At 65.0% G+C, this 14375-nt stretch carries 14 protein-coding genes; 12 read left to right on the forward strand and 2 right to left on the reverse strand.

The features are described from left to right. Positions 1-73: 73 nt before the first annotated feature. From BJ122_RS01260 to BJ122_RS01270, 3 genes are all read left to right on the forward strand, one after another. Positions 74-949, forward strand: a complete 876-nt coding sequence (locus tag BJ122_RS01260; RefSeq protein WP_110779351.1) for a VOC family protein — start codon at positions 74-76, stop codon at positions 947-949. Between the two features lie 46 nt (positions 950-995). Beyond that, the gene (kdsA, locus tag BJ122_RS01265) at positions 996-1859 is read left to right on the forward strand and encodes a 3-deoxy-8-phosphooctulonate synthase (protein WP_430694727.1); all 864 of its coding nucleotides are present in this window, start codon (positions 996-998) and stop codon (positions 1857-1859) included. Between the two features lie 115 nt (positions 1860-1974). Beyond that, positions 1975-3516: a L,D-transpeptidase gene (locus tag BJ122_RS01270; RefSeq protein WP_181418844.1), complete on the forward strand. Its 1542-nt coding sequence runs from the start codon at positions 1975-1977 to the stop codon at positions 3514-3516. Between the two features lie 206 nt (positions 3517-3722). Here the strand turns inward: BJ122_RS01270 and queF are convergent, their stop codons facing one another. Next, positions 3723-4217, reverse strand: a complete 495-nt coding sequence (gene queF / locus BJ122_RS01275; protein WP_110779353.1) for a preQ(1) synthase — start codon at positions 4215-4217, stop codon at positions 3723-3725. 186 nt (positions 4218-4403) lie between these two features. Between queF and eno the strand changes: the two genes are divergently transcribed. Next, positions 4404-5687, forward strand: a complete 1284-nt coding sequence (gene eno / locus BJ122_RS01280) for a phosphopyruvate hydratase (protein ID WP_110779354.1) — start codon at positions 4404-4406, stop codon at positions 5685-5687. Positions 5688-5852: 165 nt separating this feature from the next. Here eno and BJ122_RS01285 read toward each other — a convergent pair whose 3' ends face one another. Further along, complete coding sequence (locus BJ122_RS01285; RefSeq protein WP_110779355.1) at positions 5853-6464, reverse strand: LysE family translocator; 612 nt, start codon at positions 6462-6464, stop codon at positions 5853-5855. A gap of 155 nt (positions 6465-6619) precedes the next feature. Between BJ122_RS01285 and BJ122_RS01290 the strand changes: the two genes are divergently transcribed. The 8 genes from BJ122_RS01290 (at position 6620) to BJ122_RS01320 (ending at position 14291) form a co-directional block, all read left to right on the forward strand. Further along, the gene (locus tag BJ122_RS01290; protein WP_027277404.1) at positions 6620-6937 is read left to right on the forward strand and encodes an FtsB family cell division protein; all 318 of its coding nucleotides are present in this window, start codon (positions 6620-6622) and stop codon (positions 6935-6937) included. 156 nt (positions 6938-7093) lie between these two features. After that, positions 7094-8131 (forward strand): pyruvate dehydrogenase (acetyl-transferring) E1 component subunit alpha, encoded by a 1038-nt coding sequence (pdhA, locus tag BJ122_RS01295; protein ID WP_110779356.1) that lies wholly within the window; start codon positions 7094-7096, stop codon positions 8129-8131. 34 nt (positions 8132-8165) lie between these two features. Beyond that, positions 8166-9545: a pyruvate dehydrogenase complex E1 component subunit beta gene (locus BJ122_RS01300; protein ID WP_110779357.1), complete on the forward strand. Its 1380-nt coding sequence runs from the start codon at positions 8166-8168 to the stop codon at positions 9543-9545. A gap of 3 nt (positions 9546-9548) precedes the next feature. Beyond that, a complete protein-coding gene (locus tag BJ122_RS01305) occupies positions 9549-9845 on the forward strand; it encodes a DUF5076 domain-containing protein (protein ID WP_110779358.1) in 297 nt (98 codons plus the stop codon). 12 nt (positions 9846-9857) lie between these two features. Beyond that, positions 9858-11192, forward strand: coding sequence for a pyruvate dehydrogenase complex dihydrolipoamide acetyltransferase (locus tag BJ122_RS01310; protein ID WP_110779359.1), 1335 nt, complete (start codon positions 9858-9860; stop codon positions 11190-11192). Between the two features lie 50 nt (positions 11193-11242). Further along, entirely contained in the window at positions 11243-12664 is a 1422-nt protein-coding gene (gene lpdA, locus BJ122_RS01315; RefSeq protein WP_110779360.1) for a dihydrolipoyl dehydrogenase, read from the forward strand. Between the two features lie 96 nt (positions 12665-12760). Continuing rightward, positions 12761-13489 (forward strand): hypothetical protein, encoded by a 729-nt coding sequence (locus tag BJ122_RS18915; protein WP_146227128.1) that lies wholly within the window; start codon positions 12761-12763, stop codon positions 13487-13489. Beyond that, positions 13476-14291 (forward strand): tetratricopeptide repeat protein, encoded by an 816-nt coding sequence (locus BJ122_RS01320; RefSeq protein WP_110779361.1) that lies wholly within the window; start codon positions 13476-13478, stop codon positions 14289-14291. The genes BJ122_RS18915 and BJ122_RS01320 overlap by 14 nt, the downstream gene beginning before the upstream one ends. Positions 14292-14375: the final 84 nt, after the last annotated feature.

Genomic DNA, 14375 nt, shown 5'->3' on the forward strand with positions numbered 1-14375 from the left:
AAGGGCGAAGTTCGCCGTCGCTCACGACGGCCGAACGGCGTCTGCTTTAAACGACTGTCTCTGAGCTTGTCTAATGTCGCGCGGTCTCGACCATATCGTTCATGCCGTGCACGACCTTGAAGCCGTGGCCGCATTCTACGCCCGCGCCGGCTTTACGGTCGGCGCACGCAACCAGCACCCCTGGGGCACCCACAACCGGATCGTGCAGCTTCCCGGGTTTTTCATCGAGCTGTTGACGCTGGCTGAGCCGGACAAGATCGTGGCCCATGGCGCGCGCGGCTTCTCGTTCGGCGCGTTTCAGCGCGATTATCTCTCTGGCGGCCAAGGGCTGTCGATGCTGCTGCTGCAAAGCACGGACGCCGCCGCGGATGCGGCCGCTTTTGCCGCCGCTGGAATCGGCGATTTCGACACCTTTGGCTTTGCCCGCGAGGGGCAGGGGCCGGACGGCAACCCGGTACAGCTCGGCTTTTCGCTGGCCTTTGCCGCTGATCCCGACTCGCCGCGCGCCGGCTTTGGCTGCTGCCGTCACCATCACCCCGAACAATTCTGGAATCCGGCGCGGCAGCAGCACGCCAATGGCGTTGCCGAGCTGCAGGCGGTGCTGCTGATCGCCGACAATCCCACCGATCACCACATCTTTCTGAGCGCGCTCACCGGGCAGCGCGACCTGCATTCCAATTCGGTCGGCGTCAGCGCCGCCACCCCGAACGGCGTGATCGAAATTCTGGAGCCGATCTCGCTGCGCGATCAGCTCGGCGTCACGCTGGAAGCGGAGGGCGCGGGCATGACCTTCGCCGGGCTGCGCTTTGGCGTTGATGACATTGAGGCCTGCGCCGCGCTGCTTGAGGCCGCCGCCGTGCCGTACACCAAGCACCGCGGCTGGCTGGTGGTCGCGCCCGAACAGGCATTTGGCGCGACCCTGGTATTTGCGCCGCGCCGCCAACCGTAATTGCCGCGTCCATTATCCAACCCGCTTAGCTGCAAGGAAGCCGATATTGACCCGTCCGCAAGCCGCCCCCGTCGTCACCGCAGGTTCGGTGTCTTTTGGCAATGCGCTGCCGCTGGCGATCATCGCCGGCCCGTGCCAGCTCGAAAGCCGGGCGCATGCGCTGGAAGTGGCGAGCGCGCTCAAGGAGATCGCGGCGCGGCTCGGCATCGGCCTGGTCTTCAAGACCTCGTTCGACAAGGCCAACCGCACCAGCGCCAGCGCCGCGCGTGGCGTCGGCCTTACTGACGCGCTGCCGGTGTTTGCCGAAATCCGCGATACGTTGCAGCTGCCGGTGCTGACCGACGTGCACGAGCCGGAGCAATGCGCGATCGCCGCGCAGGCGGTCGATGTGCTGCAGATCCCGGCGTTTCTGTGCCGGCAGACCGATCTGCTGCTGGCGGCGGCGGCAACCGGCAAGGTGGTCAACGTCAAGAAGGGCCAGTTTCTGGCGCCCTGGGACATGACCAATGTCGTCAACAAGCTGACCAGCGCCGGCAATCCCAACGTGCTGGTCACCGAGCGTGGCGTGTCGTTCGGCTACAACACGCTGGTGTCGGACATGCGCGCGCTGCCGATCATGGCGCAAAACACCGGCGCGCCGGTGATCTTTGACGCCACTCATTCGGTGCAGCAGCCGGGCGGCCAGGGCAGCTCGTCGGGCGGCGAACGCAAATTCGTGCCGGTGCTGGCGCGCGCCGCGGTCGCGGTCGGCGTTGCCGGCGTATTCATCGAGACCCATCCCGATCCCGACCATGCGCCGTCCGATGGCCCCAATATGGTGCCGCTGCGCGAGTTCGAGGGCTTGGTGCGCACGCTGATGGAATTCGACGCGCTCGCCAAGAAGCACGAGGCTGCCGCCGCAACGCTCTGACGCCGCTGCACGGAAGCCGAGAATCGCCGCTACAATGGGTCGCGGCGCGGGAACGAATCGCGCCGGCAAAGTGTCTGTCTCAAAAGTTCGGGGACAGCGATCAGTGGGGCATGGCGTGACGAAGGAACGGACCACCGGGCGGCACGCCTTGGCACGACCGCGGGCGAAGATCGCGGCGCTGGCCGCATTGTCGGCGATTCTGACGCTAATGGTGCCGAGCGGCGATGCGCTGGCCAAGCGGGCAAAGCCTGCGCCGGTTGAGGCGACCGCGCCGCGCGTCGCCGGCGAGCCGATCATGGCGATCGTCTCGATCGCCTCGCAGCAGGTCACGCTGTACGACGCCGAGGGCTGGATTTTGCGCGCGCCGGTGTCGACCGGCACCTCCGGGCGGGAAACCCCGGCCGGCGTGTTTGCGATCCTTGAAAAACGCAAGGACCACCGCTCCAGCATGTATGATGATGCCTGGATGCCCAACATGCAGCGCATCACCTGGAACGGCATCGCGATGCATGGCGGGCCGCTGCCGGGCTATGCCGCCTCGCATGGCTGCGTGCGGCTGCCTTACGGTTTTGCCGAAAAGCTGTTCGATAAGACAAGGATCGGCATGCGGGTGATCGTATCGCCCAATGATGCCGAGCCGGTCGCGATCGACCATCCCGCGCTGCTGAAGCCTGATCCGGCCGCGATCGCGACCATTCCGGCGCGCGCCGACACGCTGACCCGCGAGGCCGAGGAAGCCGCCAAGGTCGCGGACGAGGCCAAGAAGGCCGCCAAGGCCGCGGCGCGCGACGTGGCGCCGCTGAAATCATCGCTGCGCGCGCTGGAGCGCGCCAAATCCCGCGCCGATGCCGAACTGGCCCGCGCCGACCGCGTGCTGGCGAAGGCCTCGACCGACGAGGCCAAGGCGCGCGCCGAAGCCGCGCAGCAGAGCGCCGCGCAGCGTGCCGGGGAGGCAGCGGCCAAGCTCGCCGCGGCTAACGCCGATGCCGAGGCCAAGCGCGCGTTGGCGGAGGCCACCAAGGAGGCCGCCAAGGCCGCCGAGGCCAAGAAGAGTGAGGCGGCCAAGCTCGCCAGCGACGCAAGGCTCGCCGGGGAGCCGGTGTCGATCTACATCAGCCGCGCCACCAACAAGCTCTATGTCCGCCGCAACACCCATAAGCCGGCCCCGGATGGCGGCGGCGAGGTGTTCGACGCCACCATCGAAGTGCCGGTCACGATCCGCGATCCGGACCGGCCGATCGGCACCCATGTATTCACGGCGATGGCCAAGAGTGACGCCGGCCTGCGCTGGAGCGCGGTCACCATCGATGGCGCCGACGATGCCAAAGCCGCGCTCGATCGCATCACCATGCCGCCGGAGGTGCTGGCGCGGATCGGCCCGACCGCCTTGCCGCGCAGCTCGATCGTGATTTCCGACGAGCCGCTCAGCGCCGAAACCAATTATCGCACCGAGTTTGTCGCGGTGCTGAGCCATCAGCCGCAGGGCGGATTCATCACCCGCAAGCCGACGCCCAATGTGATGGTGGCGGATGGCGACGAGAGCTGGGACGGCGGCTTCGGTTCGTTCTTCTTCCCGAGCGGGCCCGAGTCGCGCGAGCTGCGCCAGCGCCGCAGCCGTGGCTATCCCGCTCAGCCGCTGCCCTGGCAGGCCTGGTAGCGGACGCACTTCAACCCATTATCGGCCCGGCCGTGCGCGGCCGGGCGTGGGCAGAGGGTTATACTGTCAGATTGTTTTAATGACCGTCATGCCCGCGCTTGTCGCGTGTATCCACGTCTTAAAATCCCAGCAAGATCAAAGACGTGGATGGCCGGGACGAGCCCGGCCATGACGTGCGGAGTGGTTGGTATCAATCGCCGTTGGTATTAGCCGCGGCCGCGATAGGGCTGCACGCCTTGCTCCGGCACCCACAGTCCCTTGGGAATTCGGCCGGTCTGCCAGAACACGTCGATCGGGATGCCGCCGCGCGGATACCAATAGCCACCGATCCGCAGCCATTTCGGCTTGATTTCCTGGGCAATGCGCTTGCCGATCGCCACGGTGCAATCCTCATGGAACGCGCCGTGATTGCGGAACGCGGCGAGATAGAGCTTGAGCGACTTCGATTCCAGCAGCCAGGCGCCCGGGGCGTAATCGATCACCAGATGGGCGAAATCGGGCTGGCCGGTAACCGGGCACAGCGAGGTGAACTCCGGCGCCGTGAAGCGCGCCAGATAATCGGTGTCGCGCTGCGGGTTCGGCACACGGTCGAGCCGGGCTGCCTCGGGCGTTGTCGGCCATTCGACCTCGTGTCCGAGCTGCAATTCGGGCGTGGCGGCGGCGGCCGGTTGGCGCGGGGAGCGGCGGGGCGTTTTCGGCATCGGTTTCCGTTCGGCTGAGGGCAGAGGCGCTGCACGGGCGGCATGGCGGGCTGCCATGGCGGCCAGCGGCGTTCACCGCACTCTTAGCCAATCGGGGAAGCTCGGTCACGCGGCCTTTTCCCGGGGCGGTCCATGCTGTAGAAGCTGCCGCAATTCCCATCCCTACAAGCATTCCGAAGGGCTATCATGACTGCCATTGTCGACATTATTGGCCGCGAAATCCTCGACAGCCGCGGCAATCCCACCGTCGAAGTCGACGTGGTGCTGGAAGACGGTTCGGTCGGCCGCGCTGCGGTGCCGTCCGGCGCCTCGACCGGCGCGCATGAGGCGGTCGAGCTGCGCGATGGCGACAAGGCGCGCTATCTCGGCAAGGGCGTGCAGAAGGCGGTGGAAGCCGTCAATGGCGAGCTGTTCGACGCGCTCGGCGGCATGGATGCCGAACAGCAGGTGCAGATCGATCAGATCATGATCGACCTCGACGGCACCCCGAACAAGGCCCGGCTCGGCGCCAACGCCATCCTCGGCGTGTCGCTGGCGGTCGCCAAGGCGGCGGCGGAATCCTACAACATGCCGCTGTATCGCTATGTCGGCGGCACCTCGGCGCGGCTGCTGCCGGTGCCGATGATGAATATCGTCAATGGCGGCGTGCACGCCGACAATCCGATCGATTTCCAGGAATTCATGATCATGCCGGTCGGCGCCGAGAGCTTCGCTGAAGCGCTGCGCTGCGGCTCGGAAATCTTCCACACCCTCAAGAGCGAGCTGAAGAAGGCCGGCCACAACACCAATGTCGGCGACGAGGGCGGCTTTGCGCCGAACCTGCCGTCGGCCGATGCCGCGCTCGACTTCGTGATGGCCGCGATCAGCAAGGCCGGCTACACCCCCGGCGGCGACGTGATGCTGGCGCTGGACTGCGCCGCCACCGAGTTCTTCAAGGACGGCGCTTACGTCTATGGCGGCGAGAACAAGACCCGCTCGCGCGCCGAGCAGGTGCAGTATCTGGCTGACCTCGTGTCGCGCTATCCGATCGTCTCGATCGAAGACGGCATGAGCGAAGACGACATGGACGGCTGGAAGGCGCTGACCGACGCGATCGGCTCCAAGTGCCAGCTGGTCGGCGACGATCTGTTCGTCACCAACGTCGCCCGGCTCGCTGACGGCATCAAGGCCGGCCGCGCCAACTCGATCCTGATCAAGGTCAACCAGATCGGCACCCTGACCGAGACCCTGGCGGCCGTGGAAATGGCGCACAAGGCGGCCTACACCGCGGTGATGTCGCATCGCTCGGGCGAGACCGAGGATTCCACCATCGCCGACCTCGCGGTCGCCACCAATTGCGGGCAGATCAAGACCGGTTCGCTGGCGCGCGCCGACCGCACCGCCAAGTACAACCAGCTGCTGCGCATCGAGCAGGAGCTCGGCAGCCAGGCGTGCTACGGCGGCCGTGCCGCGCTCAAGGCGCTGCGCTAAATCCAACGACGACGGCATTCCGGGGCGCTCGCGATCGCGCGCGACCCTGGAATGACGTCTTTCGCAACGATCGACAGCGATTCCGGGTTCGACCGCCGCTGATGCGGCGGCCGCCCCGGAATGACTGAATGACAAAAGACTGAATGACAAAAGACGGTGTGGCGATCAGCGTTCCGCGGTCGCCAGCTTGGCGCCAAGCGCCACAAAGGCAGCGGCAAAGCCGCGCCGCATCCAGGTCAAGACCCGCGGCCGCGCAATGATGTGATCGCGCACCGACGCCGCAAACAGCCCGTAAATCGCAAACACCACGAAGGTCAGCGCCATGAATGCCGCGCTCAGCGTCAGCATTTGCGGCAGCGGCTCGGTTTCGCCGGCGGGAATGAACTGCGGCAGGAACGCCAAAAAGAAGATCGACAGTTTTGGATTGAGGATGTTGATCAGCACGCCGGTGATGGTGACGTCGAGCACCGATTGCTCGCGCAGCTCGCGCTCGATCTTGAGCGGCCCGTGTTCGCGCAGCGTCATCCAGGCCATATAGAGCAGATAAGCGACGCCGAGATATTTGAACGCCTGGAACGCCACCGCGCTGGTATGCAGCAGCGCGGCGAGGCCGAGAATGGCCGCCGCCATATGCGGCACGATGCCGATCGTGCAGGCGAAGGCCGCGACCACGCTGGCCTTGGCGCCGCGCGATAGCCCGGCGGCCAGCGTGTACAGCGCGCCGGTGCCCGGCGAGGCAATCACGATCAGCGACGTAATCAGGAATTCTGGACTCACGGCGGCTGTCCTCGGCGGAGCGGCGATCGGCGTGCCACTATGGCGGCGGCCTGGCCAGGGCACAAGGCGAGCTAAGCCGCTGCGCCGTGCGGCCAAATGCGGCTGCGGCTGGCGAACGTTAGCGTGCCATTAACCGCGTTGTCGCATGGTCAGGCATGGTCTCCCGCACCCGCCTCAAATCGTTGCTCACCGGGCTCGCGCTCTATGCGATCGCAGCCGCCGTGATCGGCTATTTCGGTTCCAACGCTTATACGGGAAAATACGGGCTCAATGCCCGCCAGGAGCTTGATCAGGAGATCATCGCGCTGACTTCCGAATTGGAGCGTCTGAAAAAGGAGCGCGCCGAGGGCGAAAAGCGAGTCGCGCTGCTGCGCTCCGATCGGCTCGACCCCGACATGCTCGACCAGCGCGTGCGTTTTCAGCTCGACTATGCACACCCGAACGACCTGGTGCGCATCCTGCCGTCGAAATGACGTCGTAAGTTTCAAAATCGCGCAAGAACTATCACGAAAGTTTCACGTTACGCTGCGTTGCGACATGATGGCTGCGCGGGCGTGATGCAATCCTTTTGCTGCGTCATTAGTTAGGCTAGAGATAGTCGCAACTAACAAGCATTGGATTGAATCGCCATGCCCGCATCGAAGAAGCGTGACGTGCCAGCCAGGGACGAGGCGTCGCAGACCGGCAGCGGCACGCGCCGGCCGGTGAGCGAATTCAGCCGCGAGCAGGAGCTGCGCGCGCTGCGCGACATGCTGCTGATCCGCCGCTTCGAGGAGAAGGCCGGCCAGCTCTATGGCATGGGCGCGATCGGCGGCTTCTGCCATCTCTATATCGGCCAGGAAGCGATCGTGGTCGGCATGCAGATGGTGCTGAAAGAAGGCGATCAGGTCATCACCGGCTATCGCGATCATGGCCATATGCTGGCGTGCGGCATGGATGCCAATGGCGTGATGGCGGAACTGACCGGGCGCCGCGGCGGCTACTCCAAAGGCAAGGGCGGCTCGATGCACATGTTCAGCCTCGAGAAGCACTTTTATGGCGGCCACGGTATCGTCGGCGCGCAGGTGTCGCTCGGCACCGGGCTCGCCTTCGCCAATCGCTATCGCGGCAATGACAATGTCTGTCTGGCCTATTTTGGCGACGGCGCCGCCAATCAGGGCCAAGTCTATGAGAGTTTTAACATGGCGGCGCTGTGGAAGCTGCCGGTGGTCTATGTGATCGAGAACAACCGCTATGCGATGGGCACGTCGGTGACGCGCTCCTCGGCGCAGACCGATTTTTCCAAGCGCGGCCTGTCGTTCAACATTCCCGGCGAACAGGTCGACGGCATGGATGTCCGCGCCGTGCATGAGGCTGGTTCGCGTGCGGTGGCGCATTGCCGCGCCGGCAACGGCCCCTACATCCTGGAGATGCAGACCTATCGCTATCGCGGCCACTCGATGTCCGACCCCGCCAAATATCGGACGCGCGAGGAGGTCGATAAGATCCGCAACGACCAGGACCCGATCGAACAGGTGCGGCAGCGTTTGCTGGCCATGAAGATGACCGAGGACGATTTGAAGGCGATCGATGCCGAGGTGCGCACCATCGTCAACGCCTCGGCCGAATTCGCCCAGCACGATCCCGAGCCCGATGCCTCGGAACTCTACACCGACGTTTATCGCTAATCCTGCGCCACGCTGGCAGTGATCCGGAGCAACCATGGTCATTCAAGTTCTGATGCCCGCGCTGTCCCCGACCATGGAGCGGGGCAACCTGTCGAAATGGCTCAAGAAGGAAGGCGAGCCGGTGAAGTCCGGCGACGTGATCGCCGAGATCGAGACCGACAAGGCCACGATGGAAGTCGAGGCCGCTGACGACGGCACGCTCGGCAAAATCCTGGTGCCGGCAGGCACGCATGACGTCGCGGTCAACACGCCGATCGCCACCATTGTCGGCGACAACGACAGCGCCGATCAGGCGGCCTCCGCCGCGCCTGAGGAGCGCGCCAAGGAAGAAGCGCCGCCGCGCCCTGAGCCCGTTGCTACCAAGGCTGATGCGGCGCCCACGGCGCCGGCCGCGCCGGCGCTGCGCGATCCCGACATTCCCGAAGGCACTGAGATGGTAACGGTCACGTTGCGCGAAGCGCTGCGCGATGCGATGGCCGAGGAGATGCGCCGCGACGCCGATGTGTTCGTGATGGGCGAGGAAGTTGCCGAATATCAGGGCGCCTATAAGGTCACGCAGGGGCTGCTGCAGGAATTCGGCAATAAGCGCGTGATCGACACGCCAATCACCGAGCACGGCTTTGCCGGCATCGGGGTCGGCGCGGCGTTCGCCGGGCTTAAACCGATCGTCGAATTCATGACCTTCAACTTCGCGATGCAGGCGATCGACCAGATCATCAATTCGGCGGCGAAGACGCTGTACATGTCCGGCGGCCAGATGGGCTGCTCGATCGTGTTTCGTGGGCCTAATGGCGCGGCCTCGCGCGTCGCCGCGCAGCACAGCCAGGATTATTCGGCCTGGTACTCACACATCCCAGGGCTGAAAGTGGTCGCGCCTTATTCGGCTGCTGATGCCAAGGGTCTGCTGAAAGCCGCGATCCGCGATCCCAATCCGGTGGTGTTCCTCGAGCATGAGATGCTGTACGGGCAATCCGGCGAGGTGCCCAAACTCGACGACTACGTGGTGCCGATCGGCAAGGCCAGGATCGCGCGCGCCGGCCGTGATGTCACGCTGATCGCCTGGTCGCATGGCATGACCTATGCGCTGAAGGCGGCGGATCAACTCGCCAGCGAAGGCATCGACGCAGAAGTGATCGATCTGCGCACGCTGCGGCCGCTCGACACCGACACGCTGATCGCTTCGGTGCAGAAGACCGGGCGCGCGGTGGTGATCGAGGAGGGCTGGCAGCAGAACGGCGTCGGTGCGGAAATCGCCGCGCGGCTAATGGAGCATGCGTTCGATTATCTCGACGCGCCGGTGAAGCGGGTATCCGGCAAGGACGTGCCGATGCCCTATGCCGCCAATCTTGAAAAGCTGGCCTTGCCCAGCGTGGCCGAGGTGGTCGAAGCCGCCAAAGCCGTTTGCTATCGGTGATACATGTCTGGACCTCGTGAACAACCACTGCCGCCCGATGTGATCGGCCGCGATGATGCGGTCGAGGTGCTGCGCGCCTTCGTCGTCGATGGCGGGCTGTCGATCGCTTTCACAAGGGCTTTTGAGGAGCCGGATATGTGGGGCATGTTGCTGGTCGATATCGCCCGCCATGCCGCGCGCGCGTTCTCGCGCGAAACTGATTTGTCGGAGCAGGAAGCGCTGGCGCGGATTGTCGATATGTTCCAGGCCGAGCTGGCGCGGCCATCCGATCTCGGCGAAACCTCGTCGCGCACGCAGTAAGGTCATCCGCTCATGCCGATCAACATCCTGATGCCCGCGCTGTCGCCGACCATGGAGCGCGGCAATCTCGCCAAATGGCTGAAGAAGGAAGGCGATGCGGTGAAATCCGGCGACGTGATCGCCGAGATCGAGACCGACAAGGCCACCATGGAGGTCGAGGCAGTCGATGATGGCACCATCGCCAAAATCCTGGTGCCGGAAGGCACCCATGACGTCGCGGTCAATGACGTGATCGCGGTGCTGGCCGGCGAGGGCGAGGATGTCAAAGCGGCGGGAGCGGCCAAACCGCAGAGCGCGGCGCCGCGCGCTGCGGCAGTGCCTGCCGCGCCATCGCATCAGGAAGCCCATCCCTCGGCCGCGACCAGCGCCACGGAGCGCACGGCGCCCGCTGCGCCCGTTGCAGCGGCAGCCGCGCATGGCGAAGGCCGGGTGTTTGCCTCGCCGCTGGCGCGGCGTTTGGCGCAGCAGGCCGGCATCGATCTTGGCCGCATCAATGGTTCGGGTCCCCATGGCCGGGTGATCGCGCGCGACGTCGAGCAAGCGCAGGCGGGCGGCGCGCTGAAAACTGCGCCCGCGGCGCAGCCGGCTTTGTCAGCGCCGCCGTCGCTGTCGGATCAGCAGATCCGCGCTCTGTTCAAGGACGGCAGCTATGACGAACAGCCGCATGACAGCCTACGCAAGATCATCGCGCAGCGGCTGGTGCAGGCCAAGCAGACCATTCCGCATTTCTATCTGACCATCGAGTGCAATCTCGATCGGCTCTTGGCGGCGCGCGAACAGATCAACGCGCAGGCGCCGAAGGACAAGGATGGCAAGCCCGCTTACAAGCTGTCGGTCAATGATTTCGTCATCAAGGCGCTGGCGCTGGCGTTGCAGCGCGTGCCCGATGCCAACGTCACTTGGACCGAAGGCGCGCTACTCAAGCATCGCAGTTCCGATGTCGGCGTGGCGGTCGCGATCCCCGGCGGCCTGATCACGCCGGTGGTACGCGATGCCCATCAAAAGTCGCTGTCGGCGATCTCGCGCGAGATGAAGGATTTTGCGGCGCGGGCGCGCAATCGCCGGCTGAAGCCGGAGGAGTATCAAGGCGGCTCGACCGCGGTCTCCAATCTCGGCATGTACGGCATCAAGGATTTTTCGGCGGTGATCAATCCGCCGCAGGCGACCATTCTGGCGGTCGGCGCGGGCGAGCAGCGCGCCGTGGTGGTCGATGGCAAGATCGAGATCGCCAATATGATGAGCGTCACGCTATCGACTGATCACCGCGCGGTCGATGGCGCGCTCGGCGCCGAGCTTTTGGGCGCGTTCAAGCTCTTGATCGAAAACCCTGTGATGATGGTGGTGTGAACGTCCTTACCCTCTCCCACAAGGGGAGAGGGGAAGAAGAGCGAGTAGTTATGACCGACACTTCCTTCGACGTGATCATCATCGGCTCCGGTCCCGGCGGCTATGTCGCGGCGATCCGCGCGGCGCAGCTCGGCCTCAAAACCGCGATCGTCGAAAAATCCTATCTCGGCGGCATCTGCCTGAACTGGGGCTGCATCCCGACCAAGGCGCTGCTGCGCTCGGCCGAGATTTATCGCGCCATGCAGCACGCCAAGGATTATGGCCTGGGCGCCGACAATGTCCGGTTCGATCTCAAGGCGGTGGTGGCGCGCTCGCGCGGGGTGTCGAAGCGGCTGAATGATGGCGTCGGCTTCCTGATGAAGAAGAACAAGATCACGGTGATCTGGGGCGCAGCATCGATCGATGCGCCCGGCGAGATCACGGTGACGGCCGCCAAGAGCGAGCCGCCGAAGGGCGCACTGCGCGAGGGCCGCTACCGCGCCAAACACATCATCATCGCCACCGGCGCGCGGCCGCGGGTGCTGCCGGGGCTGGAGCCCGACGGCGACCGGGTGTGGAGCTATTTTGAAGCGATGGTGCCCGAAACGCTGCCGAAATCGCTGCTGGTGATCGGCTCGGGCGCGATCGGCATCGAGTTCGCCTCGTTCTACCGCGCCATGGGCAGTGAGGTGACGGTGGTCGAAGTGCTGCCGCAGATCCTGCCGGTGGAAGATGCCGAGATCGCTGCGCTCGCCCGCAAACAGTTTGAAAAGCAGGGCATCAAGATTCTGACCGGCGCCAAGGTCAGCAAGCTCGACAAGAAGCCAGGCAGCGTGGTCGCCACCATCGACAGCGGCGACGGCAAGCAACAGACCGCGACCTTTGAGCGGGTGATCTCGGCGGTGGGCGTGGTCGGCAATGTCGAACAGCTCGGGCTCGACAAGCTCGGCGTTCAAATCCAAGGCGGCACCATCGTTGCCGATGGTGTTGGCCGCACCAATATCCCAGGCATCTATGCGATCGGGGACGTCACCGGGCCGCCGATGCTGGCGCACAAGGCCGAGCATCAGGGCGTGATCTGCGTCGAGGCCATCAAGGGCCTGCATCCGCATCCGCTCGACAAGGGTCTGATCCCGGGCTGCACCTATTGCCACCCGCAGATCGCCTCGGTCGGCCTGACCGAAGCGAAAGCCAGGGAGCAGGGGCGCGACATCAAGGTCGGTCGTTTCCCGTTTGCCGGCAATGGCAAGGCGATTGCACTCGGCGAGGATCAGGGGCTGATCAAGGTGATCTTCGATAAGGCGACCGGGCGGCTGCTCGGCGCTCACATGATCGGCGCGGAGGTCACCGAGCTGATCCAGGGCTATGTGGTCGCCATGAATCTCGAGACCACGGAAGCCGAGCTGATGCACACCGTCTTTCCGCATCCGACGCTGTCGGAGATGATGAAGGAAGCGGTGCTCGACGCCTATGGCCAGGCGCTGAACGTCTGAACGTTCGCGCCTGAATTGCGCCGGGCGGCATTTGGGCCGCTTTGGGCGTGGTAACTCGGCAACTTATGTGGCGACACCGCAACAGTCTGGCGACTTTTGAGCGCGATCACACCCGGCTCTTGCTTGCGCCGCTTTTTGGCCACACCCCTCTATGAGATCATCCTTGGTAGTCAATTTGGCGCGGCACCTGTGCTGGCGATGGAAAATCCATCCGCCTGCCATCGGGCAGACAGGACAGCGCCGGGAAACACGATCGCGATGGATCACAGGGGCACCAGCACGGCACAGACGATCGACCGTCGACAGACGGCCGGTGCGAGCTATGCGTCGCCGGCTGGTCGCGCCCATCACGGCGCGGTGGAAATCGCAAATTGGTTATGCGCTGCCTCGGATTTGCAGAACCCTGGCCGTGATCTTGCCAAAGAGCTTGGCGACACTGCTGCCATCGCAAGACTGACGACATCCTTCGATCAGTGCGACCGGCCCGCGGGCCTCGTCTCGGTCAGCGGCCGGCACCAAGCAGCAGAAGGCTTGCTGAACGTGACCGGTGTTTCGATTGCTCACCCGATCTACCCAAGCCTTCCTCCACGCACAGCCGGCGTTGCACACGATCGCTACGAGCGCGCGCCCTCGAATTGCGTGGACCCGCTTAACATAAAATTGACCGCGGTCGCAGCCGCTGCCGAGGCGACCGCACAAAAGCCTCGAACGACAAACCATTCGTCAGCTTGGCTGTGGAACGTTACCCCGCCAGGTAGCGTGGCAGTTGATGGCGTGGTGACCCATCCGGGCAGTTGGTACGAGTACAGTGATGCGGGTATTTGAGCGTCTCATTCCGGTGGTGGTGCTGGGCGTCCTGGTCGGGGCGCCGGTGATGGCCTTTGAGGGCACGCCGCTGGTCGGCGGTGACGCCGCCATTCCGGTGGCGACCACCCAGCCCGGCACTGTGGTGACCATGAACAAGGCCGCCGCGTCCGCCAGCCCGACCACCTCGCTGACCGCTCTGCAATACGCTGCCGAGGGCGGCCATCCGGTGGCGCAGTGGAAGCTCGGCCGCATGTATGCGATCGGCGATGGCGTCGCGCAGGACGATCTGGTCGCGTTCGAGTATTTTAGCCGGATCGCCAACGCCCATGCCGAGGACAGCCCGTCGGCGCCGCAGGCCGCCATTGTCGCCAACGCGTTCGTCGCGCTCGGGCGGTATTATCTTGGCGGCATTCCCAATTCCAAAGTGAAGGCCGACGCTGAACGCGCCCGCGAGATGTTCTCGTATGCCGCGTCCTATTTCGGCAACGCCGACGCCCAATATGACCTCGCCCGGCTGTATCTGAACGGCATCGGCACCCCGCGCGACTCGCGCTATGGCGTGCGCTGGCTCGGCTTGGCCGCGCAGAAGGGCCAGCACCAGGCGCAGGCCTTGCTCGGCCAGATGTTGTTCAATGGCGAGCAGCTGCCGCGCCAGGCGGCACGCGGCCTGATGTGGCTGACGCTGGCCCGCGATGCCGCTGCGGCGGACGAGGGCTGGATCAAGGACAGCTACGCCAAGGCCTTCGCCAAGGCCTCCGATGACGAGCGCGCCATGGCGCTGCAGATGCTCGAACATTGGGTGCAGGGCCGCCGCGACTGAGGTCGTCGCGACCAAGATCTTCGCGACTATGCCGCGACTGAGGTCGCCAGTCGCGCGCCGCTCTAATCCTGACCAATCCCATCG

Origin of the sequence: Rhodopseudomonas faecalis (genome assembly GCF_003217325.1) — a bacterium.
GTDB classification, from domain to species: Bacteria; Pseudomonadota; Alphaproteobacteria; order Rhizobiales; family Xanthobacteraceae; genus Rhodopseudomonas; species Rhodopseudomonas faecalis.